Here is a 21,750-nt window from a genome sequence, read left to right as displayed (position 1 = left end):
CGCCCCGCCGCGGCCCCCCCCCCCGGTTCCCCGGGGGCGGCCACGTCTTTATACAACAACCCGGTCCCCCCAACTGGGTGGGGGGGGCGGGTACCCCCCCCGGACCCGCGCCGCCCTCATTGCTCTGCAGGCCGCTTCCGGGCAGTCGGGCAGCCGGTCTACTCGGGCCAGGGCGAGTTCTGGATGGTCTCCACGAAGTCGCCGCGCTCGAACCCCGGGACGAAGTGCTGGAGGACATCGGCCTTCACGTTCCCGAACGTCGTCTCCGGCTTCGGGGCGATGCCCTCGGTGAACGCCTCCAGGATCCGCCGCTTGAAGTCCGGGCGGGGGTGCAGCGCGGTGATCGCGGCGCGGTCGCTGTCACGGATGTCCTGGTACCCGATGCCCAGGACGTCGTACTCGACACCGGCGGTGAGCAGCGCGACCTCAGGCTCCATGAAGGCGGGGATGCCGGGGGTGGTGTGCAGGGCGATGGCCGTCCAGACCCGCCGGATGCCGTCCTCGGGGAGGCCGTGGGTGAGCAGGAAGCGCCGTGCCTCGTCGGCGCTGTCCACCTCGAAGCGGCGCCCGCTGGCACGGAAGGGTTCGCCGAGGCCCAGGTCGTGGAACATCGCTGCGACGTAGAGCAGTTCCGCGTCGAACCGCAGACCGCGGTTGGCTCCCTGCAGGCTGCCGAACCAGTAGACGCGGCGGGAGTGGTGGTAGATCAGCTCGCCGACCGTGTCGCGCACCAGCTCGGTGGCCTCGGCGGCGAGCTTGGTGTCCGGTACGGACACTCCGGCGGCGCTGGACTCCTGGACCGTCATGGAACGGCTCCTCTCCTCTGCTCGGGGAACGGGCCCGACCGGCCCGGGTGACTGCTCCAGCCTGTCCGCGCTGCCGGACGCCCCGCCATGTCGCTGAAGACAGGAACCCCACACATACGGACATGCGGCTACCGTGGACGGGTGCAGCGCCAAGTGATCGTCTTTGCCTTCGACGGGGTGCGGCTGATGGACGTCGCCGCTCCGCTGGAGGTCTTCGCCACCGCCGCGCGGGACACGGGCGCCTACGCCGTGCGGGTGTGCACCCCCGGGGGACGGGACGTCATCACCTCCACCGGCCTGCGGATCGCGGCCGACCTCTCCGCGGAGCAGGCCGAACGCACTCGGTGGCCGGACGGGGACGCCCCGGCGGAAGCGGCGGGCCCCGGGGAGCGGGCGGGCCGGGAGGTCACGCTCATCGTCCCCGGCCCCGCCGACCTCGACACCCTCCGGAGGGAACCCGCCCTGGTCGAGCAGGTGGCCCGGCTGGCGGCGCGGGCGCAGCGCGTGGCGGCGGTCTGCACCGGGGCGTTCGCGCTCGCGGCGGCCGGCCTGCTGCACGGCCGCAGGGCGACGACGCACTGGGAGCACGCGGCGGAACTCGCCCGCCGGTACCCGGACATCCGGGTCACGCCCGATGCCATCCACGTCCAGGACGGGACCGTCCTCACCTCGGCCGGGGTGACGGCCGGCATCGACGTCTGCCTGGCGATGGTCGAACAGGACCACGGCCCGGAAGCGGCGCGCCGGGTCGCGCGTGACCTGGTGGTGTTCCTGCAACGGCCGGGAGGGCAGTCCCAGTTCTCCGCCGCCTCCCGCACCACCGCGACGCTCCACCCCGTCGTGCGTCCGCTGTTGGACGCCATCGCGGCCGACCCGGCGTCCGACCACAGCCCGCAGGCCCTGGCCGGGCAGGCCGGTGTGAGCCCGCGTCATCTGTCCCGGCTGTTCCGCGAACACACCGGCAGCACCCCGGCCGCGTACGTGGAGACCATGCGGCTGGAAGCCGCCCGGATGCTGCTGGAACGCGGCGAGAGCGTGACGTCCGCGGCCCGCCACAGTGGATTGGGCAGCGACGAGACCCTCCGCAGGACCTTCGCCCGCCACCTGGGAACCACTCCCTCCGCCTACGCCGCGCGCTTCCGCAGCACGCGCCCCGAGGTTCCGCCGGCTCCGGCAACCTGACGTAACGCCTCGTGAATGCCCGTGGGGCCGGTCCCGTCCCGGGCCGGCCCCACGGGCATTGTCAGACCTCCCCGGTAGCGTCGAAAACCGGTCCGTGAACCGGCGGACGGCGAATGGCTGAGGAGGACCACGATGGGAAACAGGATCACGGTCGACCGGCAGGGCCTGGGCCGGTCACTGACCCAATGGGGAGACGTCTACGGCACGTCCTACCAGCGCGACTTCGCCTCCCTCAGCCGGTCCCACCGCGGCCGGCCCGTCGCCGAGATACTTCCCCTGCTGCGCCGGGCGGCCGAGAACGCGAGGCTCGGCTTCACCCCGACCGACCTGCTGGAACAGGCCGAAGCCATCAGCACCGGGGCACCGTACGAGGTGCGGATCGGGTGAGGTGAGCGGCGGCGGGCCGGGGAAGCCGGCGAGTTACGTCCGGGGCTCGCCGTACCAGCGCCACTCGGTGACGCGGGGGTGGCCGGGCAGTTCGGCGCGCCCGGTCGCCCACAGCAGGGTGGGCCAGGGGTCGGTGGTCCGCGGCGCGTCCGGGAAGAGCCGGCCGAGCACGCGCGAGCAGATGTCGGAGGGCGGGGTCCAGGCGAGCCCGAGTCCCTCGGCCAGGTCGTGGGTGTGCACCAGGGTCTCCACGATCCCCATCGCGGCGAACCCTTCCGGATCCGACACGCCGAAACCGTGGAAGGCGCGAGTCCGCGACGGCGTCGTGCGCACCATGGCGACCAGCAGGGCGCCGCACGCCTCCAGTACCTGCAGCAGCCCGTCGGGTCCCGCCGCACGGTCCGCGTGGACGGCGTTCGCCGGGCCACCGGGCCGCCGGCTCTCCCAGACGAACGGCACCTCACCCTCCAAGGGCGGTGTCCTGGGGCCCAGTTGAGCCGCGTAAGCGAACAGATCGTCGCTCAGGTGCTCGACGGTTTCCCAGCAGTCCCACTCCAGCGAACCGGCCTTACCGTCCCAAGCCGTCGCGGGCGCGTTCCGCAGGGCGGCGACGGCGAGCTGGACCGACCGGTCGAGATCGTCCGCGGTCACGGCGGAAGGCGCGGATGACGGTGCGGCGGACGGTGCGGCGGACGGTGACGCGGCGGAGGGCGACGGTGAGGCTTCCGATGATGCAGACATGGCAGGACCGTACCCGGCCGTGCCGGTCCATCCGGATGTGGCCGCCGTCGGCCCACCGCCGGACGGTCTCAGGACTCACGGCCAGCACTCTCGCGGCCTGGCCGATGCTGTAGGACGACACCTCCGCACGATACCCGCACCGCGCTCGCCTGCGGGTTCCGCTTCGCGGGGCCGCGGACGCGCCACGGCACCGTCAACTTCGGCGGCAGCACCGGCGGGTGTGTACGTTGGCCCAGTCCAATCGGCTCGTTTCGCTCCGAGATCCGGGCATCGGCGCCGTACGGCGGGGCAGCACACACCGCAGCAGCTCTCTACGCCAGGAGAATCCGCATGACGACCGTCGAGGACCACGAGCAGACGCTGCCCGGGGCCGGTGCGCCACCCGCGCCGGGCGAGCTGTCGTACGCGGAGCGGAAGCAGCGGATACGGCGCCGCCTCGAGCGGCTGATCGGCATCGCGGCGACCGAGAACAACGCCCTGGTGCCGCTGCGCAACGGTGACGAGATCTTCGCGGCGATGTTGGAGAGCATCAGGACGGCGCGCTACACCGTCGACATGATGACCTTCGTCTACTGGCGTGGTGCGATCGCCCGGGAGTTCGCGAAGGCGCTCGCCGGCCGGGCCCGCGAAGGGGTCCGGGTCCGGCTGCTGCTGGACGGTTTCGGCAGCCGGCTCATCGAGCAGGAACTGCTGGACGAGATGGAGCAGGCCGGGGTGCAGGTGGCGTGGTTCCGCAAGCCGCTGTGGCTCTCACCGTTGAAGCAGAACCACCGGTGCCACCGCAAGGTACTGGTCGTCGACGAGACGACCGGGTACACCGGCGGGGTCGGCATCGCGGAGGAGTGGTGCGGCGACGCCCGCGACGAGAAGGAGTGGCGCGACACCCATGTGCAGGTGCGCGGCCCAGCGGTGGACGGGATCGCGGCGGCGTTCGCGCAGAACTGGGCCGAGTGCCATGCCGACCTCTTCGACGATCGCGACCGCTTCGTCGAGCACGCCCCGCAGGGCGAGGCGATCGTCCAGGTGGTGCGCGGCTCCGCCAGCTTCGGCTGGCAGGACATGCAGACCCTGATCCGTGTGGTGATCGAGTCGGCCCAGGAGCGGCTACGCCTGGCCACCGCCTACTTCGCACCCGACGCCTTCTTCATCCACCTGCTGTGCGAGGCGGCCCGGCGGGGAGTGGAGGTGGAGATCCTGCTGCCAGGACCCCACACCGACAAGCGGGTGTGCCAGCTGGCGGGCCAGAACTTCTACGAGGAACTGGTCGCGGCCGGAGTGAAGATCTGGCAGTACCAGCCGACGATGATGCACGCGAAGGTGATCACCATCGACCACGTCGCGTCGCTCATCGGCTCCACGAACTTCAACCGCCGCTCGCTCGACCATGACGAGGAAGTGATGCTGGCCGTCCTCGACGAGACCTTCACCGCCACCCTCGACGCACACTTCGAGGAGGACCGGGCGGTCAGCGAACTGATCGAGTCCGGCTCGTGGAACCGGCGTTCCTCGATGCAGCGCCTTCAGGAGGTGGCGGTCATCCCGATCCGGCGTTTCCTGTGACGCCGGTGGCGTCGGGAGGCAGCAGCAGGCCGGCGGCCTCCTCGACCCCGCCGGCCAGGGTGAAGACCTGGTCGGCGCCGGTGAGTTCCAGGGTGCGCAGCAGCTGAGTGCCGGGCGCGGCCAGGACCAGGGAGCCGCCGCGGTCCTCCAGGGTCTGCCGCAGCGTGAGCAGGAGTCCCAGTCCCCGCGAATCGCAGAAGGTGAGTTGTCCGCAGTCCAGGATGAGCCGCACCTGGCCGGTGTCCAGCACCGATGCGGTGGCATCGGCCAGCACCTGTTCGCTGTCCAGGTCCAGTTCGCCGACGACCGCCACGACGGCCACGCCGTCATGACGGTGTATCCGTCGCGCCTGCAAGCGCGTCATGGAGCACTCCCACTCGAAGATCGACTGCCCCGTGCCGTCATTCTGCCAGGACGGTACGCCTCCGGTCCGGAACTTCGCACACTTGTACCCCGCGCAGGCGCGGTGGGACCCCGGACGGACCCGGCCGGACCAGCAAAACAGGACCGGCGCCGGGGACTGGGTTGGAGTGGTGGGGGGCTTCCGGCCGTCCGGGAGCCCCTACAAGAGCCATTCCGAGATCCCATCCGAGATCCCATCAGAGGAGAAACGATGATCACCATCGTGTGTCACTGCGGCGACAACATCAGCGTCCCGAGCGGGACCGACACCGACTACGACGAGCAGCGTATCTACCACGGGGACGACGACGGCAGGCCCACGGCCTGCCCGCTCGACGCCGAAGGCGAGATGCGCGGCTAGGGCCTGCCCGCGGCGGGCCGCGCCTGGGCCGTGCACGCGGTGGTGTGGTCGTTCACGACACCGACCGCCTGCAGAAACGCGTAGGTGATGGTGGTCCCGACGAAGGTGAAACCACGCCGCTTCAGGTCCTTGCTGAGCCGGTCGGAGAGATCGGTGCGCGCGGGCAGCGGATCCGCCGGGCCGGGACGGTTGACCACGGGTGTGCCGTCGACCCACTGCCAGAGGTAGCTGTCGAAGGAACCGAACTCATCGCGCGTCGCGATGAAGGCGCGGGCGTTCTTCACCGTGGACGCGACCTTGAGACGGTTGCGGACGATGCCGGCATCGGTCATCAGGTCGTCCAGCTTGGCCTGCTCGTACCGGACGATCTTCCGGTAGTCGAAGCCGTCGAGGGCCTTGCGGTAGTTCTCGCGCTTGTTCAGCACGGTGGACCAGGACAGCCCTGCCTGGGCGCCTTCGAGAATCAGCAGCTCGAACAGGTAGGCGTCGTCGTGGGACGCGACGCCCCATTCGGTGTCGTGATAGGCGGCCATCAGCTCGGAGCCCTCGGCCCAGGCGCAACGGGTGACGGTACCGGCGGTGGCTGCGCTCACGGGCTGTCCTCGGGGCTGCTGGGGCAGGCAGGGGGTATACGGGCGGCGGCCGCCCCGGAACTGCAGACCCGGGACGGCCGCCGGTGGTCCGGATGTACCGGACAGTACTAGAGGAACTGCCAGGTGGGCTTCGCCGCGTACGTGGCGCGGAAGTAATCCGCCAGCTTCAGGCCGGACGCGGCCGCTTCGTCGATGACGACGGTGGCATGCGGGTGCAGCTGCAGCGCCGAAGCCGGCACCATCGCCGACAGCGGGCCCTCGACCGAGAGCGCCACGGCCTCGGCCTTGGCCTCGCCGGTCGCCAGCAGCACCAGATGGCGCGCTTCCAGGATGGTGCCGATGCCCTGGGTGATGACGTGGTGCGGCACCTCGTCCAGCGAGTCGAAGAACCGCGCGTTGTCCACGCGGGTCTGCTGGGTGAGCGTCTTGATGCGGGTGCGGGAGGCGAGCGAGGAGCAGGGCTCGTTGAAGCCGATGTGCCCGTCGGTGCCGATGCCGAGCACCTGCAGGTCGACGCCGCCCGCGGCGGCCAGCGCGCGGTCGTAGTCGGAGCTGGCGGCGGCGACGTCCTCGGCGGTCCCGTCGGGGCCCATGAAGGAGGCCTCGGTCAGCCCGAGCGGCTCGACGACCTCGCGCAGCACCACCGAGCGGTAGGACTCGGGGTGGCCCTTGGGCAGTCCGACGTACTCGTCGAGCTGGCAGATGCGCGCCCGTGAGGCGTCGAGCGTGGAGGCGCGGACCCGGGCGGCCAGCGCTTGGTAGATCGGCAGCGGCGTCGATCCGGTGGCTACGCCGAGCAGGGCGTCGGGCTTGCGGGCGAGCAGGCCGGCGATCGCGGAGGCGATGAGTTCGCCGCCCGCTGCGGCGTCCGGAACGATCACTACTTCCATGCTGATTCCACCGTTCTGAGGCATACACATCGTGGTGTAGACCAATTTACCGGAGGTGGCGGGAGGGCGGAGCGGCGGTCCAGCACTCGGATCCCCGCCGTACGGGAAAGGTTCACTGCCTGGACGCCCGCTGTGCGCCGACCGCCACGATCCGTTCGAGGACGTCGGTGTAGTGAGGCCGTTTGTCGGGGCGGGCGTGGTCGGCCGCTCGTCGCAGAGCGGGGACCGCCGGTGCGCCCATGCCGACGAGCCCCTCGGCCGCCGCCTTCCGGACGACGGGGTGCGCATGCTCCAGCAGACCCGTGATGGCGGGGATCGCGGGCTCCCAGCGCGCGTGACTCAGGGTTCGGACCGCGGTGCGGACGACGTTCGGCTCGGGGTCGTCCAGCAGGACCGAGGTGTGCAGCAGATAGGTCGGCCGGTCCAGCACCGACCGTGAGGTCCGGTGGGCGTGCAGTCGGACTTTGGGCCTGGGATGGCGCAGCAACTCACCGATCAGCTCCAGCAGTTCGGCATCGTCGCCGGGGCCCCGCCGGGCGCCCGCGCCGGGACGTGACCCGGCCAGCCGGGTGAGCGCCCGGCGGATCTGCTCGGGGGCGCCGGTGCGGGCCAGATCCAGCAGCTCGTCCCGGGACGGCTCGGGGGCGGCACCTTCCGGCGGGTCCGCGGCGCGAGCGCGGAGCGCCGCCAGGGCGGCGGCGTCCCGTGACCCGGCGTCCGGGCCACGCAGCGGGCCGTCGACGAGCAGGAGCCCGTCCGCGAGGTCGTCGCGGCCCTCGGCGCGCAACCGCCGGCAGATCCGTTCCAGCGCGGGGGTGCGCAGCAGCGGACGGCCGGTGAGCAGATCGAGGAATCCCCAGGCGCCGGCGTCCAGGCGGTCGGCGAGGCGCTCCGCCAGCGCATCGGCTGACCCCCTGCGGAGCAGATTCCACGCTGTCGGGCGGAACGCGGGCGGGTCGTGCTCCCACCAGTCCAGCAGCAGCGGGACCAGCGAAGTCAGCTCCCGGTGATCGAGCAGCCCGGCCACATCGGCCACCCGGTCGTGCAGGATCTCCCCATCCCGTAGTTCGGCCTCGCCGAGGCCGCTCAGCATGCGGGCCATGTCGCCGCTCACCGGCACCGTGACCCGGCCGCGGAGGAACGCCCGCAGTACGAGAAGCCGGGTCCCGGGCTCGGGCCATGCCAGCAGCGCGAGCGCGGCGGCGTCCCTGCGGTTCGGGTCGGCGGACTTCAGCAGGCGCAGTAGCCGCTCGCGCAGTGCGGTCGAACGGGGCTGGTCGAGGTCGTCGATGTGTACGGCGCGCGGTGCGGGTACGGGCTCGCGGGCAGTCTCGGCGATGGTCCAGGCCGGTACGTCGAGGGGCTGCAGATCCGTCATCCAGTCGAGAAGCGCACCGCGCACGCCGGGGCCGGCGGAGGGATAGGCGTCGATCAGCGCGGTCAGCCGCTGCCGGGAGTTCGGTACGTCGTCGTTTCGGCGCTGCAGGGCTGTCAGGGCTGTCTGGGCCAGGGTGTCCGGGGCCCGCACCGCGGCGTCCAGCGCGTCCTGCCACGCCGCGACCGCAGTCCCGGTCTCGGCTTTGGCATCGGCTACGGCATTGGCTTCGGCATCGGCCTCGGTGGGGGAGTGCGGGACAGCGAACGCCTCCCGCAGTACGGCCGATTCGGCCTGCCAGGGGTCGGCACCGAGCCGGGCCGCGGCGAGCGCCCGGTCGAGGTCGGCGCGGACCAGCACCGCACCGCACCGGCGGAGCAGCGCCAGCGTGGAGCGGTCGCCCGCGGGAGCGGGTGGCAGTGCGCGCACGGCCTCGACGAGAGCCGAAGCCCTGACCGCGGACAGCTTCGGCGCGACCGCTTCGAGTACGGCGATGAGGTCGTCGCGGTCGGCGGCCGCCATGCCGCGGCGTCCGTCGGCGATTCCGTCAGTGAGTCGGTCGGCGCGTCCATCAGCGTGTCCGTCGGCGAGTTCGTCGAGCACGACTCCGGTGGAGCGGGAGAGGATCGTCAGCTCGTCGTCCGTCCATGGTGCCGGGCACAGGCGCAGGGTGAGCCCCAACACCCGGCCTCGGAGGATGGGTTCCGCCGTTGCCAGCCGGAGCCAGTCGGCGAGCAGCGGGCGCAGCGACGTCAACTGTGCGGCGGTCGGAGGTTCCGGCCGTTCAGCGATGCGTACCGCGACCGAGGGGTCCCAGCCCCGAGTCGTCAACGACCTGACGTCGAGGTCGGGTTGGTTGTCCGTCGCCGGTCGGCGTCCTGCGGGTACGGCAATTCCGTGCCGGGTCAGGGCTGCCACCAGGTCCTCGACCCTCCCGGCCGAGAGGTGGACCCGGCCGGCTGCCACCAGGGCGAGCAGGGTCGGTGCGACCGGGAAGGCCTGGTTCTCCAACGCGAGGACCGAGCGCGCGGACAGCTCGCCGTCGAGGCCCTCCAGCAGCAGTTCGCGGGTGCGGCTCTCCCCGTCGCCCTCGGAGTCGTGCGGGGAGCGGTGCCCGACGGCGTGTCGGGAGGCGTGCTCGGCTGCGGCGAGGACCGTCGCCGCGTACGCTTCGCCGAGGATGGCGCGCAGCGCCGCGACCAGTGCCTCGCGCAGCCCCGGATTGTCGTGGTTGCCGAGCCAGAACAGCAGCTTCGGCACGGCCGCGGGGGTGCCCGCGCGGGACAGGACCCCTGCGGCGGTCTTCTTGATGTTCATGTTCGGATGGTCGAGACACGCGGCGATCGCGGCGGCGGCCCAGCGGGCCCGGGCATGGCCGAGGGCCAGCAGCGCCTGCCGTACGGTCCGGATGTCCTGGATGTCCTGGCCGTTCCGGGTGGCGATCAGCGCGATCAAGGACGCCGACAGCGCCTGGGCGTCGTCGCCGGTCGTGTCGCGGGCGAGCAGCGCGATCACGTGCTTGCGCACCTGCGGGTCGCGATTCCGCAGCAGCTGGTGCACCCGCCGGCGGGTCCGCTCGTAGGGCGCCCGCAGGAGCAGTTCGAGCAGGATCGTCCGCTCGCCGTCCGACACCTCCGGCCGGTCCAGCAGGTCGAGCGCCATGCTCGCGACGAGCGCGTGCCCGGCCTCCCGCGCGGTCGTGGCGTCGAGCAGGCAGGACGGCCGGATCCTGCCGCGTTCGTGGAGGCGACCGCCCAGGGCGCACAGGGCAGCGAGGACCTCGTCGGGCACCGCGGGCTCGCCGGTCGGCGGCCGGTCGCGTTCGGGCCGCGCCGCGCCGCTCGCCTCCCCGGACGCGAGATCGGCCACGACGCGCAGGAGAAGGTCCGCGATGAGCGGCAGCGTGCCGGCGCCGCCGTGGGCCGCGAGCCTGCACAGGGACGTGACCGGCTCGTCCGGGTCCAGATGGGAGCTCAGGAGCGCCAACTCCCGCTCGTCAGGACCGCCGAGGTCGGCCGCCGTGCGCCGGGGCAGATCGGCGGGATCGAGACGCTCCAGGAGGGCACGCCGCTGCTCAGGATCGGTCGTCAGCAGCCACAACAGTTCGAGGGCGCGGTCACGTACGGCGCGCAGATGAGGCGCTATGGCCCCCGCGTTTCCCTGCTGGGCGAGACCCAGCCCTTCACGTAGCACCGTCACGGTCCGGTGCCCGCCGATGGCCTCCAGAGCGTCGAGGGCGGCCTCGGGCGCCGAGGGCAGGAGCGCGATCACCGCGTCCTCGGCGTCCGTGTGCCGCAGTCTGCGGATCGCGTCGAGGAACGGTCCGGGCGCGGGAGCCGAAGGAAGCAGGCGCGCGATGGCCTCCCCGATCCGGGTCTCCCCGGTCCCGGTCCCCTCGGTCCCGGTCCCCTGCTCGGCGAGCGCGACCAGGAGGTCCAGCCGTCGTGGCCGGTTCGCGTCGTCGCCGTCCGTCTCCTGGTCCAGCAGGACGTGGCCCATCGTCCGACGGCAGGTGAACAGGATCGTCGCGACCTGACCGCCCGGAATCGAGTGATCGGCCAGCGCCAGGCCGACGATGGCCGGGACGTCCGCCTCCGCGGGAAAGTGTCCGCGCCGGTGGAGCCCGCGCAGGCAGGTCATCGCCGCTCCGGCCAACAGCGGCGGGTCCTGCGCGGCGCTCGCCGTCAACCCGGCGATGTCACCGCGGTCCGCCAGGTCACCGAGGAGTTCCATGGCGCGCCGCCGCAGGCCCGGCGACAGCTCAGCATCGTCGACGACCCGTCGCAGCAGGTGGCGGTGGCCGTGCCGGGCCGCGGTGGTGAGCGCGGCCTCAGCCGTCTCCGGCGCGGCGTTCACCGCATCGGTCTTGAGAAACGGGGTCAGGTGCCTCGCGGGCAACGGATCGAGCGCCGCCCACGGCTCCGCGAGCTCCCGCAGCGCGTCGGCGGTGACCTCGGTGCTCCCGGCACCGAGCAGCCGCAGCAGCTGCTCGCGGACCGGCGCCGGGGCGAGCAGGCCGGCGTGCAGACCCTGCCGGGCCAGGCGCAGGGCCGCGGCCGCCAGCACCGGGTCGCCGCTGTCCACCAGCTCCTCCACGAGCTGCTCGGGTCGGTGTGCGTCCGCGACGGCCGCTCCCCGTACCGCCTGGTACAGCAGCTCTCCCGGCGCCTCGTCGCGGATCACCGCCGGATCGTTGAGGAGTTCGGCGCGCAGCCACGCGATCCGCACCCGCACCGGCAGCGGCTCCGTACGCCACGACGGCCAGGGTCGCTCACCTAGGTGGGGTCCCAGGCGTTCGTAGAGCCCGGCCAGTACGAGCGCCGCCTCCGGCGATCCGGCCACCGATCCGGGCAGCAGCGCGGCGAACCGGGCCGACTCGCCGTCGTCGGGTGTGCTGTCCGAGGCGATCCGCTCGGACAGCAGGGTGAGGCCCAGATACCGGACCTGGGGGCTTTCGTGCCGGACGAGACGTCCGAAGATGTCCGGCGAACAGCTCTGCGCGTCCAACCGGCCCGCCAGCCGGCCGACGTCGGCCCGGCCGAGCGCATCGCGGAAGTCACGGAAGTCTTCGTCTGGCGGGGTCGTCATCACCGGATGTTAGCCGCGGTGATTCAGAGTCCTCCATCGGGTTTCCCGGGGGATTTGGGCTCCACATCGATCGCTGTGATCACCGGATTGCCCAGGGGTGCGGAGCGCTCGTCCAGGCCGGCACCGCGCAGCGCGCTTTCGGCGAGCGTGAACGCCTCCGCACGTGCTGTGGCGCTGTTCTCGGCCTCCACTTCCAATCGGAGGGTGAACGTGGAGGTGTCCGGGTCGAGGCTCAGTGGGTCGAGCTCCGCGGACTCGCCCTCCGCGACTTCCCGGGGATCGGTGCCCTGGAGCGCGGCCAGGATCTTCCCCCTGATCTCGGGGGTGAGCTGCGCTTTCAGGGTGCCCGGCAGGGAGACGACGAAATTGCTCATGAGCGTCGACTACCCGCTACCGGGCATTTCCCACCAGGCCGGTACGGATGAAGCGCCCGGACGGGGCACATCGTCCGCGTATCGCGCCGGTGGGCTTCGCCGCCCTCCGCGGGGATCCGGAACGTCTTCCGTGGGCGCCGGCCGTGGTGGCGTCGCCGTCCGATGCCACCAGCACGGTCTGCCCCTTCCCTTCGTCTACGGTGTTGTAGACAGACGGATCCGCCGCGGGCCGCCCGGGAACGGGCGATGCGGGGCGCTCGGCGTGCAAGGAGACTGGCCGGCATGGTCGAGAACCGGGTCGACCCCCGTGATGCGCCGCCGCGCACCCGATTCCCGGTCTCCCTGGTCGTCGCCGCGCTCGGCGCGGGATTGCTCGTCGTGCTGGCGGTGCTCGTCGGCATCCGCCACGGAGATCCGCTCCCCGGTGACCGTGCCGCGCACGCCTGGTCGGTGGCCCACCGCCCGCACCTCGCGCTCACCGTGGCCCGCTGGGTCACCGCGAGCGGTACGGGGGTCGGCCCGTACGCGATGGCGGTGGCCGCCGGGCTGATCGTGGGGCGCGGGCCCCGGCAGCGGGCGTACGCGGCGGTCGGCGCCGCGGTCTTCCTCGCCGCCGGGCAGGCCGTCCGCTACGGCCTGATGGAGGCGATCGGCCGTGCCCGGCCGCCCGTCGTCGACTGGGCCGGCCATGCGTCCGGCTTCGCCTTCCCGTCCGGGCACGCGACCACCTCGGCGATGGCCGCCGGCCTGCTGGCCTGGGCGGCGCTCGTCCGCGGGCGCCCCGCGGTCGCGCGGCTGAGCTGCGCCGCAGTGCTGTGCTGGGCCGTGGCCGTGGGCGGCACCCGGGTCTACCTCGGCATGCACTGGCCCAGTGACGTGCTCGGCGGATGGCTGTTGGCCGCCGCCTGGATCGGACTCGGTACGACCCTCTGGGCCCGGTACTTCGCGCGCCGTCCGGCGAAGGGCGGCCGGCCCCCGAGCTGAACCGGGGGTGCCCGGCGCCGGTCGCGGGTCAGCGGACGGCGTATCCGCGCAGCCCGTTCTCGACGAGATCGAAGGCGGCTTCGGCCCGCGCCACGGCGTCCTCGTACATGGCGTCGGGGGTCTCTCCAGCGAGCAGCCTGCGGTGGTTCTCGGCGATCAGGGCGTTGCGGGCGCCGAGCAGTTGGGCGGCCGCGACCTGCGCCATCACGGGGTCGCCGGTCTCCTCGGCCAACTCGGCGGCGAGCAGGTCGGCGCTGCGGGCGGAGAAGGAGTAGGCGCGGATGAGCAGGGCGGGAGTGTCCTGGATGAGTTGGCGGACCCGCAGCACATGCCGGTCGTTGTTGAGGCCGACGGACGCGTCACGGACGGCGAGGGCCTCGATGAAGTGGCGGCGCAGCGCGGCGACCGCGGACTCGCCGGCGGCGCGCCCGCGGACGACGCGCGCCGGGTCGCCGATGTGTTCCTCCATCGGGCCCAGCGCCAAGTCCTCTTTGGTGGCTACGTAGTTGAAGACCGTCATCTTCGACACGTCGGCGGCCGCGGCGATCTCCGCGACGGACACCTGGTCGAAGCCGCGCTCGCTGAAGAGGTCGATCGCCACCGACCACAACCGGCGGCGGGTCTGGAGCTTCTTGCGCTCCCGCAGTCCCAACTCCTGAGTCATGACGTCACTGTACCAGGAACAAAAATGTTCCGAGATTAAGTCTTGACTCGGTACACATTTTGGCGTCATGGTGATCCCCATGACGACATCGCTGATGACCGAACGCCAGCGCAGGACCGGCTTCTTCCTCTGTCTCGCCACGATCGTGCTCGCCGTCCTCGACCAGAACATCGTGTCGGCGGCGACCGTCCCGATCGTCCGGGACCTCGATCCGGCCCATGGCGTCGACCTGATTCCCTGGCTGATCAGCGCCTTCGCGCTGGCCGCCACCGCGGCGCTGCCGCTCTACGGAAAGCTCTGCGACGTCCTCGGCGCCAAGCGGGTCTTCCTCGGGGCGGTCACCGTCTTCCTGGCCGGTTCCGCGCTCTGCGGCGCGGCCCAGTCGATGGGACAGCTGATCGCCTTCCGCGCGCTGCAGGGCATCGGGGGCGGCGGACTGATGAGCGTCACCATGGTGGTGATGGCCCACCTCAAGGGCCCGAAGGAGAAGGCGGGCGCGGGAAACAGCGGCAGCTTCGGCGGCATCGTCGCCGGCGCCGGCATGGCGCTGGGCCCACTCGTCGGCGGTCTGCTCGCCGATCACGCCGACTGGCGCTGGATCTTCTACGTCAACCTGCCCGTCGGCCTCGCGGTGCTCTTCTTCGCCGCCCGCACGCTGAAGCTCCCGCACCGGACCCGGCGCCACCGCATCGACTTCCTCGGCGCGGGACTGGCGGCCGCCTTCTCCACGTCCCTGCTGCTCGTCACCGAATGGGGCGGCAAGCAGTACGCCTGGACCTCGCCGCTCGTCCTCGGCCTGATCTGCGGATCCGTCGCCGCCCTCGGCCTCTTCCTCTGGCGGCAGGCCACCGCCGCCGAGCCCGTCCTGCCGCTCACGATGTTCAAGCACCCGAACCTGCGGATCGGGTTCGCCGTACAGGGCCTCGTCGGGATGGCCCTGATGGGCTCCATCGTCTACATCATGATCTACCTCCAGGTCGTCCGCGGTCTGCCCGCCACCTCCGCCGGACTCTTCCTGCTGCCGATGGCCGTCGGCATGACCGTGGTCGGCATCGCCTCCGGCCGGCTCGCGGTGGCCGGTTGGTCGCACAAGACCTTCGTCATCAGCGGTACGGCCTGCGCCGTCGTGGCGATGCTGCTGCTGGCCACCACCGGTGCCGGCACCAGTCTGTGGGTCGTCCGCGGCGAACTCCTGCTCCTGGGGGTCGCGTTCGGCCAGCTCGTCGGCCAGCTCCTGCAGCTGATCCAGGACTCGGCACCGCGAGAGCAACTCGGCGTGGCCACCACCGGGATCCGGTTCTTCCAGACCCTCGGCAGCGCCCTCGGCGCCGCGCTCTTCGGCACCCTGCTCACCCGGGTCTTCGCCGCGAAGATGCCCGGCGGAAGCACCAGCACCATCGGCACGCTGACCGGCCGGCAGCACGAGATGGCGGTGCACGCCTTCGTCACCTCGATGGACATCGTCTTCCTCGCCGCGGCCGGAGTCATGGCGCTGGCGCTCCTGATCGCCTCCCGACTGCCCGCCCGCAGGCCCGCCGCGCTGGAGGTCGTCATCGCGGCCTGAACCACCACGCGCGACGGCCCCGCCCCGGATGCGTCCCGGGCGGTGCCGTCGCGTCGTCCGGAGCCGTCCTCCAGCGCCGGCGCCATAGGCCGGACCAGCGGGTACAGGGTCAGGTACAGTGTTGCCGTCGTTACCAGTGAACAACCGAGGAGGTGGGACCCATTACCGCTGTATCAGGTCGGGTGCTCCCCCCTCACGGCCGTGCGGTTCACCGTCAGGCATAGGTGACCGCGGGAGCGCCCACAGGCGTTCCGAAAGGCTCATCGTGTCGGCATCATCACCCGTGCTCCCGCTCTCCGCCATCGTCACCAGGCTTCGCGCCGCCGGCTGTGTGTTCGCCGAGGACGAGGCGGAGTTGCTCATCTCCACCGCGCGAACTCCCACCGAACTCGCCGCCATGGTGGACCGGCGCGTCGTCGGACTGCCCCTCGAACACGTCCTCGGCTGGGCGGAGTTCCACGGCCGGCGGTACATCGTCGACCCCGGGGTCTTCGTGCCCCGCCGCCGTACCGAGTTCCTCGTCGATCAGGCGGCGGCCCTTCTCCGACCGGGCTCCGTCGTCGTCGACCTGTGCTGCGGCTCGGGCGCGCTGGGCGCCGCGCTGGTGGCCGGCCGGAACCGGGAACCGGGCTCCGGCCGGGGCCCGGTGGAGTTGTACGCCGCCGACATCGACCCCGCCGCGGTGCGCTGCGCCCGGCGCAACATCGACGCCGTCGGCGGCGAGGTGTACGAGGGCGACCTCTACGAGGCACTACCCGGTACGTTGCGGGGCCGCGTCGGAGTCCTGCTCGCGAACGTGCCCTACGTGCCGACCGACGAGATCGAACTGCTCCCCGCGGAAGCCCGCGTCCACGAGGCCCGGGTGGCCCTCGACGGCGGTACGGACGGGTTGGACGTCCTGCGGCGGGTGACCGCCGAAGCGGCCCGGTGGCTGGCCCCGGGCGGTCATCTGCTCTTCGAGACCAGTGAGCGGCAGGTGCCGGAGGCCGTCGACATCGTCGCCCGCGACGGACTGATCCCGCGGGTGACCGGCTCGGAGGAGTTGAACGCCACCGTTGTCATCGGAACCCGACCCGCGGGTGCGGACAGCGCGCGTCGGCCCTGACCTCGCGCCGGGCCCGACATCGCGGCGTGCGGGGGCGGCTGTCCGCCGTACCCGTACGCCGCGGAAATCCGGGTGTGCCCACGCCATCGCGCGTGATAGTCCGATGCCATGGACGATCTTGTGACGGCGCGGCTCGTGCTCCACCCGATGAGTGTCATCGAGGCGCGGCAGGTGGTGGCGGGCGAGCCAAATGAGGGCGCACGGTGGGCGCCCGGCTATCCCGACGAGGGTGATGTCGCCGGGGCCCGGCGCTTCCTGAACACCTGCGAGCGGAGCGGGGATCCCCAGCCGTTCGGCGCGTACGAGCTGCGCCGCCGCGAGGACGACCTGGTCATAGGCGGCCTGGGCTTCCACGGCCCCGCGGACGAGAACGGCGGCGTCACCATCGGCTACGGACTGGTCCCCGCCGCCCGGGGCCAGGGGTACGCGGGTGAGGCGCTGCGGGCGCTGCTGGTGTTCGCGCGCGCTTGCGGCATCTCGCGGGTGCACGGTGACACCGCGCGGGAGAACATCGCGTCCCAGCGGGTCATGGCCGCGGTCGGAATGCGGCTCGTCGCGGAGGACGAGCGGTTGAAGTACTACACGATCGAGTGGACCGGGATGCCGGAGACGACCACTGCGCGCCCCTGACGGCGCCCCCAGGACACCGTCCGCCCGCCGTCCTGTTGCGTACGTCCCGGAGGGTGGGTTGTTCACGGTTTGCGTGCCCTCTGGCCGTCCCGCGCGTTACATCGATCATGAACGTTCGTCGATTCCTCACCGCCGCCGCCGCAAGTTCCGCGCTGCTTGCCGCCGCCGCCCCCTGTGCCCAGGCTCTTGACTTCGGAGGAACCCTGAGTGGCACGGCGCAGACCGCCGCGACCACCGGCCAGAAGGCCAAGGAGGCGGCGCAGAGCGTCGTCGGCAACAAGCTGGACCAGAAGGTGGGCGCCGTCAAGGACACCGTGAAGGCGGGCAAGGACGCGGTGAAGGCCGGCCACGAGCTGGTCAGCTGAGCGCACCCGGCAGTTCGGGCGCCTCGCCGGATCCTGCTGTTTCTCCCGGTCGGCGACCGGGTAACGCTGTCGGCGACAGCAGGAGGATGCGTCGCGATCCGGACCGGCGCGGGTACCTTCACACCCACGCCGGTCCGCCCCGAGCTCCGTACCGGTCTCCGGCTCAGGCCCGATGCCTGAGCCGTCCATGATCGGGAAGGGGTGGGAGATGCCCGGAGTACCTGATCCCGTCGTCAAACTCGTCCAGAAGTCCAACGAACCCGTCGTCGCCCAGACCCTGCGCTCCACCGCGGCGGCGGTCATCGCCTATCAGGCCGCGGTGTGGCTCAGCCCCGAACCGGCCCCCCTGACGGCGCCGCTGACCGCGCTCCTCGTCGTCCAGGTCACCTTGTACGCCACGCTCACGACGGGGATCCGCCGCGTCAACGCGGTGGTGGCCGGCGTCCTCATCGCGAGCGCCTTCAGCTCCCTGGTCGGGCTGAACTGGTGGAGCCTGGGCCTGACGATTCTCACGTCACTGGTCATCGGACGATTCGTGCGCGTGGATGAATTCGTTCCCGAGGTCGCGATCAGCGCCATGCTCGTCCTCGGCGTGAGCCGGGTGGCGGACACCGCGTGGGACCGGGTCCTGGAGACCCTGATCGGCGCCGGTGTGGGCCTGCTGTTCAACCTGCTGTTCGCGCCACCCGTCTGGGTGCAGTCCGCGGGGGAGTCCATCGAGGGACTGTCCCGCCGCATGGGCCGGCTCTTCCGCGACATCGGCGCTGAGCTGTCCGGGCACACCCCCGTCGAACGCGCCGCCGCCCGGCTGCACGAGGCCCGCCGCCTCGACCACGACATCGTCGAGGTGGACGCCTCGCTACGGCAGGCGGAGGAGAGCCTGCGGTGGAACCCCCGGGTGCGGGAGGGACTGCTGTCCCGGGTCGTCCTGCGGACGGGCCTGGACACGCTCGAGATCTGCGCCGTGGTGCTGCGGGTGCTGACGCGAACGCTCACGGATCTCGCGAAGGAGCGCCTCGACGAGCCGCTGTTCCCGTCCGATGTTGCGGCCGCGCTCGACGAGTTGCTGCGCCATGTGGCCGTCGCCATCGAGAGTTTCGCCATCCTGATCACCACGCAGGTCACCGCGAACGCCGAAGAGGCGGAGGAGGAGCTGAGCCGGGCGCTGGAGCAGAGCGGCCTGCACCGCGAAACGGTGGCCCACCTGCTGCTGGACAAGGTGCGTGAGCACCCGCGCCAATGGCAGCTGCACGGGGCGCTGCTGGCGGAGATCGACCGGATCCTGGACGAGCTGGACGTGGAGAAGCGCTCGGTCCGGCTGGTGGAGGAACTCGACCGCTACTCCCGTGAGCAGCGCGAGCGCTTCCCGCGCGTCGACGCCTTCAAGCGCCGGCTGCTCGGATCGGCCCCGAACGTCTCCCGGGCCGATCCGTGACGCACGGGCACGCGTCCGCCGGGTGTCAGCCGGCGCGGGCGCCGAGCACGCAGAACTCGTTGCCTTCCGGATCCGCCAGCACGACCCACGGCTCCTCGCCCTGCCCCACATCCGCGCGGCGCGCCCCATGGGCCAGCAGCCGGTCCACCTCGGCCTGCTGATCGGTCGGACGGAAGTCCGGATGCAGCCGGTTCTTGACGACCCGTGGATCGTCCACCGGCGTGAAGAGCAGTCCTGGCAGCCGGTCCGGCGCGGGCCGGATCTCGTACTCGTCGGCGGAGTCGTTGACCACGACCCAGCCCAGGGCTTCGGCCCACCAGCGTCCCAACGCGACCGGATCCGCCGCGTCCACCACAACCTGTTCCCATTCCAGTGCCATGCGCCGAGCGTAGACGCGGAGGCGTATGCGGGCCGGGACCGGATGACGCGACGCGGCGGCACACGCCAGACCGTCGGCGCTGCCGCAGAGGAGTCGAAGGCGGCCGGTGGGCAGTCATAGGGTGAGGGCGGGTTCGGGGATGCCGAGGCGTCGCCGCACGCTGCTACGAGAGGACATCGATGGCACTCACCTCCGAGGACCGTACGGCGATCATGGAGCTGATCTCGCTGCACGGTCATCTGATCGACGACGGCGAACTGGACCGGCTGCACGAGGTGTTCACCGCCGACGTCACCTACGACCTGACCGATCTCGGCCACGGATCGATCGAGGGGCTGGCGGCGATCCGGGGCGCGGCGCTCGCGATGGGCGATCTGAATCCGGTCGCCCATCACGTCACGAACGTCCTTCTCACCGAGGTCGCCGCCGACCACGTCCACGCCCGGTCCAAGGGCATCGGCATCGCCGTGGACGGCACCTGCGGGAGCGTGACCTACGAGGACACGGTCTCGCTCGGCGCCCAGGGCTGGCGCATCGCGTACCGCAAGGTCATCGTGCGGCGAACGCCGTTGAGCGCCAAGTAGGGCTCCGTGCCGGGGGAGGGGGAGCCCGTCACTCGTCCTCCTGCAGGATGCTGCCCGGAGGTTGTTCGGCGTGCTCCGGCAGAAACGGCCTGATGACGTAGTGGTAGACGGCTGCGCCGATCGGGCCGCCGATGAGCGGGCCGACGATCGGCACCCAGAAGTACAGCTCGCCGTACTGGTCGCGCCACGCGCCGCTGTAGCCGGTGAGGTAGCTCGCCAGCCGCGGACCCAAGTCGCGGGCCGGGTTGATCGCGTACCCGGCGGCGGTACCGATGGCCATGCCGATCGCGACCACGAGGAACCCGATCAGCAGAGGGCCCAGGTTCGCCTTGGGCGCTGTGTTGAGTACGTCGGTCAACGCCATGATCACGAGCAGCAGGACGGCCGTGCCGATGATCTGGTCGCGGAGCGCACCCCATTCGCTGATGGGGAAGACCCCGTTGCCGGGCAGGGTGGAGAACACCCCCTGGGTCTTGATGGTGTGACCCGGGTCGGCCTTGGCGAGGACCTCGGAGGAGTTCCAGCGCACCAGCAGAGCGGCGACGAAGGCTCCCGCCGTCTGCGCCAGTGCGTACGGGGCCACTCTTGGCCAGGGGAAGCCGCGGAACATGGCCAGCGCGACCGTCACGGCCGGGTTCAGATGCGCGCCCGACAGCCGTGCGGCGACGTACACACCGAACGTGACGCCGAACCCCCACGCCCACGCGATGCTGTCGTGGTCGCCCAGGCCGGCGGCCACGACCTGGGCGACCACTCCCACCCCGAACAGGATGAGCACCAGGGTGCCGGTGAACTCCGCGAGCAGTTCGCCCAGCAGTTGGTGCGAGGCCAACCGGCCCCCCGCCTTGGGAACATCTGTCGTATCGGTCATCGGTCCAGCCCTTCCCGGCGTGTGGGTCCGCCCCTCGTCGCGGTGCCGGTACGGCGGTGCGCCGTGTGGAGGTGTGGCCGTGTGCCGGCGTGGCGACGTGATGGCGGACCGCATCCGACCCACGTCTGACCCATTCGACAGGCATGCCGGTCCTGCGGCACCGTGAGAAGCCCGTGGCGCTGCCGAACGGGTGACGCGGCGGGTCCTACCGCCCGCGCGCCGGCCAAGGGCCGAGGTCATGGAGGCGCGCCCGGCCGCCCTGGGCCGGAGCGCTGACGGCACGGCAGCCCAACTGCACAGGGGAGCGTCAGGCCGGGTGGTTGAAGTAGCGGTCGCCCTTCTCGACGAGGTGGGAGGAGTAGATCCATCCCAGAGCGGGCTTTCCGCGGAAGAGTCCGACGTAGTGCCGCGCGGTGTCGACCACGACGGGGCGTGCGAAGCAGGCGAACTGGTTGCGCTGCTTCTCCTCCGCCCACGCCATCGCGGCCGGGTCGACACGCTCGCTGACCAGGACGGGGAAGACAGCGACCCCGGTCTGCATCCCCACGGGCAGGCCGCCCTTGTTCTTCTTGGCGAAACTCAGGGTCTGCGTGGTGAAGGTGTCGATCGTCGCGGGGGTTATCTCGGGGACGGCCGCGGCGATCGTGAACAGATGCAGGTTGGTGGCCATCCAGCGCAGCCTGAAGTCGGCCCGCCGGCCGACCAGCACGCGGATACCCGACCAGTCCTGCCACTGCGGGGCGCAACCGTCGGCCGTCAGCCGGCTTTCCACCGCGGCCAGGTAGTTTCGTGGCGACTCTTCACTCATGGACGCGATTGTCCCCGCATCCACCGCCCCCGTGAAGATCCCGGGGCGGACGGAGTGACGGACGGACCCGAACCGGGTCCGTCCGTCCCGTCCGACCGGGCG

The 21,750-nt window shown here is 71.7% G+C and carries 22 protein-coding genes and 1 pseudogene; 11 read left to right on the top strand and 12 right to left on the bottom strand.

Translation table 11 applies throughout. The annotated features are described in order from the left end of the window. Positions 1–158 precede the first annotated feature (158 nt). Positions 159–806 (bottom strand): HD domain-containing protein, encoded by a 648-nt coding sequence (locus AC07DC_RS02065; RefSeq protein WP_478910962.1) that lies wholly within the window; start codon positions 804–806, stop codon positions 159–161. 141 nt (positions 807–947) lie between these two features. Between AC07DC_RS02065 and AC07DC_RS02060 the strand changes: the two genes are divergently transcribed. Together AC07DC_RS02060 and AC07DC_RS02055 are read left to right on the top strand one after the other, a co-directional pair. Next, positions 948–1,988, top strand: a complete 1,041-nt coding sequence (locus tag AC07DC_RS02060; RefSeq protein ID WP_478910960.1) for a GlxA family transcriptional regulator — start codon at positions 948–950, stop codon at positions 1,986–1,988. A 132-nt stretch (positions 1,989–2,120) separates the two neighbouring features. After that, positions 2,121–2,375 carry a hypothetical protein gene (locus AC07DC_RS02055; protein ID WP_478910958.1) on the top strand — a complete coding sequence of 85 codons (255 nt, stop codon included), beginning with the start codon at positions 2,121–2,123 and terminating at the stop codon, positions 2,373–2,375. Between the two features lie 33 nt (positions 2,376–2,408). On the opposite strand, the gene AC07DC_RS02050 is transcribed toward AC07DC_RS02055, so the two are convergent. Together AC07DC_RS02050 and AC07DC_RS02045 are read right to left on the bottom strand one after the other, a co-directional pair. Then, positions 2,409–3,116, bottom strand: a complete 708-nt coding sequence (locus AC07DC_RS02050) for a hypothetical protein (protein ID WP_478910956.1) — start codon at positions 3,114–3,116, stop codon at positions 2,409–2,411. Between the two features lie 22 nt (positions 3,117–3,138). Next, a pseudogene (locus AC07DC_RS02045) lies at positions 3,139–3,237 on the bottom strand (helix-turn-helix domain-containing protein); the annotation flags it as partial. A 209-nt stretch (positions 3,238–3,446) separates the two neighbouring features. Between AC07DC_RS02045 and AC07DC_RS02040 the strand changes: the two are divergent. Continuing rightward, entirely contained in the window at positions 3,447–4,676 is a 1,230-nt protein-coding gene (locus AC07DC_RS02040) for a phospholipase D-like domain-containing protein (RefSeq protein WP_478910955.1), read from the top strand. Here AC07DC_RS02040 and AC07DC_RS02035 read toward each other — a convergent pair. Then, positions 4,651–5,040, bottom strand: a complete 390-nt coding sequence (locus AC07DC_RS02035; protein WP_478910953.1) for an STAS domain-containing protein — start codon at positions 5,038–5,040, stop codon at positions 4,651–4,653. The two genes, AC07DC_RS02040 and AC07DC_RS02035, sit on opposite strands and share 26 nt — an antisense overlap. A 249-nt stretch (positions 5,041–5,289) precedes the next feature. Between AC07DC_RS02035 and AC07DC_RS02030 the strand changes: the two genes are divergently transcribed. Continuing rightward, positions 5,290–5,439, top strand: a complete 150-nt coding sequence (locus AC07DC_RS02030) for a hypothetical protein (RefSeq protein WP_478910951.1) — start codon at positions 5,290–5,292, stop codon at positions 5,437–5,439. Here the strand turns inward: AC07DC_RS02030 and AC07DC_RS02025 are convergent. From AC07DC_RS02025 to AC07DC_RS02010, 4 genes are all read right to left on the bottom strand, one after another. Next, positions 5,436–6,032, bottom strand: a complete 597-nt coding sequence (locus AC07DC_RS02025) for a DNA-3-methyladenine glycosylase I (protein WP_478910949.1) — start codon at positions 6,030–6,032, stop codon at positions 5,436–5,438. The genes AC07DC_RS02030 and AC07DC_RS02025 overlap by 4 nt on opposite strands. A 107-nt stretch (positions 6,033–6,139) precedes the next feature. Beyond that, positions 6,140–6,922 (bottom strand): glucosamine-6-phosphate deaminase, encoded by a 783-nt coding sequence (locus tag AC07DC_RS02020; protein WP_478910947.1) that lies wholly within the window; start codon positions 6,920–6,922, stop codon positions 6,140–6,142. Between the two features lie 112 nt (positions 6,923–7,034). Continuing rightward, complete coding sequence (locus AC07DC_RS02015) at positions 7,035–11,885, bottom strand: HEAT repeat domain-containing protein (protein ID WP_478910945.1); 4,851 nt, start codon at positions 11,883–11,885, stop codon at positions 7,035–7,037. Positions 11,886–11,908: 23 nt separating this feature from the next. Continuing rightward, positions 11,909–12,259, bottom strand: coding sequence for a hypothetical protein (locus AC07DC_RS02010; RefSeq protein ID WP_478910943.1), 351 nt, complete (start codon positions 12,257–12,259; stop codon positions 11,909–11,911). A 282-nt stretch (positions 12,260–12,541) separates the two neighbouring features. Between AC07DC_RS02010 and AC07DC_RS02005 the strand changes: the two genes are divergently transcribed. Then, positions 12,542–13,243 carry a phosphatase PAP2 family protein gene (locus tag AC07DC_RS02005; RefSeq protein WP_478910941.1) on the top strand — a complete coding sequence of 234 codons (702 nt, stop codon included), beginning with the start codon at positions 12,542–12,544 and terminating at the stop codon, positions 13,241–13,243. Positions 13,244–13,271: 28 nt separating this feature from the next. Here the strand turns inward: AC07DC_RS02005 and AC07DC_RS02000 are convergent, their stop codons facing one another. Continuing rightward, positions 13,272–13,907 (bottom strand): TetR/AcrR family transcriptional regulator, encoded by a 636-nt coding sequence (locus AC07DC_RS02000; RefSeq protein WP_478910939.1) that lies wholly within the window; start codon positions 13,905–13,907, stop codon positions 13,272–13,274. Positions 13,908–13,986: 79 nt separating this feature from the next. On the opposite strand from AC07DC_RS02000, the gene AC07DC_RS01995 reads away from it, so the two are divergent. The 5 genes from AC07DC_RS01995 (at position 13,987) to AC07DC_RS01975 (ending at position 19,006) form a co-directional block, all read left to right on the top strand. Then, positions 13,987–15,471, top strand: a complete 1,485-nt coding sequence (locus AC07DC_RS01995; protein ID WP_478910937.1) for an MFS transporter — start codon at positions 13,987–13,989, stop codon at positions 15,469–15,471. 283 nt (positions 15,472–15,754) lie between these two features. Further along, positions 15,755–16,576, top strand: a complete 822-nt coding sequence (locus tag AC07DC_RS01990) for a putative protein N(5)-glutamine methyltransferase (protein ID WP_478910936.1) — start codon at positions 15,755–15,757, stop codon at positions 16,574–16,576. Positions 16,577–16,684: 108 nt separating this feature from the next. Next, the gene (locus AC07DC_RS01985) at positions 16,685–17,206 is read left to right on the top strand and encodes a GNAT family N-acetyltransferase (protein WP_478910934.1); all 522 of its coding nucleotides are present in this window, start codon (positions 16,685–16,687) and stop codon (positions 17,204–17,206) included. 107 nt (positions 17,207–17,313) lie between these two features. Continuing rightward, the gene (locus tag AC07DC_RS01980) at positions 17,314–17,571 is read left to right on the top strand and encodes a hypothetical protein (protein ID WP_478910933.1); all 258 of its coding nucleotides are present in this window, start codon (positions 17,314–17,316) and stop codon (positions 17,569–17,571) included. 208 nt (positions 17,572–17,779) lie between these two features. Further along, positions 17,780–19,006, top strand: coding sequence for an FUSC family protein (locus AC07DC_RS01975; protein WP_478910931.1), 1,227 nt, complete (start codon positions 17,780–17,782; stop codon positions 19,004–19,006). A gap of 25 nt (positions 19,007–19,031) precedes the next feature. Here AC07DC_RS01975 and AC07DC_RS01970 read toward each other — a convergent pair whose 3' ends face one another. Then, a complete protein-coding gene (locus AC07DC_RS01970; protein ID WP_478910929.1) occupies positions 19,032–19,385 on the bottom strand; it encodes a VOC family protein in 354 nt (117 codons plus the stop codon). 179 nt (positions 19,386–19,564) lie between these two features. Here AC07DC_RS01970 and AC07DC_RS01965 point away from each other — a divergent pair, with 179 nt between their 5' ends. Beyond that, positions 19,565–19,969 (top strand): nuclear transport factor 2 family protein, encoded by a 405-nt coding sequence (locus AC07DC_RS01965; RefSeq protein ID WP_478910927.1) that lies wholly within the window; start codon positions 19,565–19,567, stop codon positions 19,967–19,969. A 28-nt stretch (positions 19,970–19,997) separates the two neighbouring features. On the opposite strand, the gene AC07DC_RS01960 is transcribed toward AC07DC_RS01965, so the two are convergent. Both AC07DC_RS01960 and AC07DC_RS01955 read right to left on the bottom strand, forming a co-directional pair. Beyond that, positions 19,998–20,840 carry an MIP/aquaporin family protein gene (locus AC07DC_RS01960; RefSeq protein ID WP_478910925.1) on the bottom strand — a complete coding sequence of 281 codons (843 nt, stop codon included), beginning with the start codon at positions 20,838–20,840 and terminating at the stop codon, positions 19,998–20,000. 307 nt (positions 20,841–21,147) lie between these two features. After that, positions 21,148–21,648 carry a levansucrase gene (locus AC07DC_RS01955; RefSeq protein ID WP_478910923.1) on the bottom strand — a complete coding sequence of 167 codons (501 nt, stop codon included), beginning with the start codon at positions 21,646–21,648 and terminating at the stop codon, positions 21,148–21,150. Between the last annotated feature and the right edge of the window lie 102 nt (positions 21,649–21,750).

This window comes from Streptomyces sp. NPDC045021, assembly GCF_056432645.1.
Note: the sequence above shows the minus strand (reverse complement) of the source record. Positions and strands in the feature narration are given on the sequence as shown.

Excerpts from the sequence above, each read along its gene's own strand:
- AC07DC_RS02065 (WP_478910962.1), bottom strand. The coding sequence starts at position 806 with ATGACGGTCCAGGAGTCCAGCGCCGCCGGAGTGTCCGTACCGGACACC.
- AC07DC_RS02055 (WP_478910958.1), top strand. The coding sequence starts at position 2,121 with ATGGGAAACAGGATCACGGTCGACCGGCAGGGCCTGGGCCGGTCACTG.
- AC07DC_RS02050 (WP_478910956.1), bottom strand. The coding sequence starts at position 3,116 with ATGTCTGCATCATCGGAAGCCTCACCGTCGCCCTCCGCCGCGTCACCG.
- AC07DC_RS02040 (WP_478910955.1), top strand. The coding sequence starts at position 3,447 with ATGACGACCGTCGAGGACCACGAGCAGACGCTGCCCGGGGCCGGTGCG.
- AC07DC_RS02035 (WP_478910953.1), bottom strand. The coding sequence starts at position 5,040 with ATGACGCGCTTGCAGGCGCGACGGATACACCGTCATGACGGCGTGGCC.
- AC07DC_RS02030 (WP_478910951.1), top strand. The coding sequence starts at position 5,290 with ATGATCACCATCGTGTGTCACTGCGGCGACAACATCAGCGTCCCGAGC.
- AC07DC_RS02020 (WP_478910947.1), bottom strand. The coding sequence starts at position 6,922 with ATGGAAGTAGTGATCGTTCCGGACGCCGCAGCGGGCGGCGAACTCATC.
- AC07DC_RS02015 (WP_478910945.1), bottom strand. The coding sequence starts at position 11,885 with ATGACGACCCCGCCAGACGAAGACTTCCGTGACTTCCGCGATGCGCTC.
- AC07DC_RS02010 (WP_478910943.1), bottom strand. The coding sequence starts at position 12,259 with ATGAGCAATTTCGTCGTCTCCCTGCCGGGCACCCTGAAAGCGCAGCTC.
- AC07DC_RS02005 (WP_478910941.1), top strand. The coding sequence starts at position 12,542 with ATGGTCGAGAACCGGGTCGACCCCCGTGATGCGCCGCCGCGCACCCGA.
- AC07DC_RS02000 (WP_478910939.1), bottom strand. The coding sequence starts at position 13,907 with ATGACTCAGGAGTTGGGACTGCGGGAGCGCAAGAAGCTCCAGACCCGC.
- AC07DC_RS01995 (WP_478910937.1), top strand. The coding sequence starts at position 13,987 with ATGACGACATCGCTGATGACCGAACGCCAGCGCAGGACCGGCTTCTTC.
- AC07DC_RS01985 (WP_478910934.1), top strand. The coding sequence starts at position 16,685 with ATGGACGATCTTGTGACGGCGCGGCTCGTGCTCCACCCGATGAGTGTC.
- AC07DC_RS01980 (WP_478910933.1), top strand. The coding sequence starts at position 17,314 with ATGAACGTTCGTCGATTCCTCACCGCCGCCGCCGCAAGTTCCGCGCTG.
- AC07DC_RS01975 (WP_478910931.1), top strand. The coding sequence starts at position 17,780 with ATGCCCGGAGTACCTGATCCCGTCGTCAAACTCGTCCAGAAGTCCAAC.
- AC07DC_RS01970 (WP_478910929.1), bottom strand. The coding sequence starts at position 19,385 with ATGGCACTGGAATGGGAACAGGTTGTGGTGGACGCGGCGGATCCGGTC.
- AC07DC_RS01965 (WP_478910927.1), top strand. The coding sequence starts at position 19,565 with ATGGCACTCACCTCCGAGGACCGTACGGCGATCATGGAGCTGATCTCG.
- AC07DC_RS01960 (WP_478910925.1), bottom strand. The coding sequence starts at position 20,840 with ATGACCGATACGACAGATGTTCCCAAGGCGGGGGGCCGGTTGGCCTCG.
- AC07DC_RS01955 (WP_478910923.1), bottom strand. The coding sequence starts at position 21,648 with ATGAGTGAAGAGTCGCCACGAAACTACCTGGCCGCGGTGGAAAGCCGG.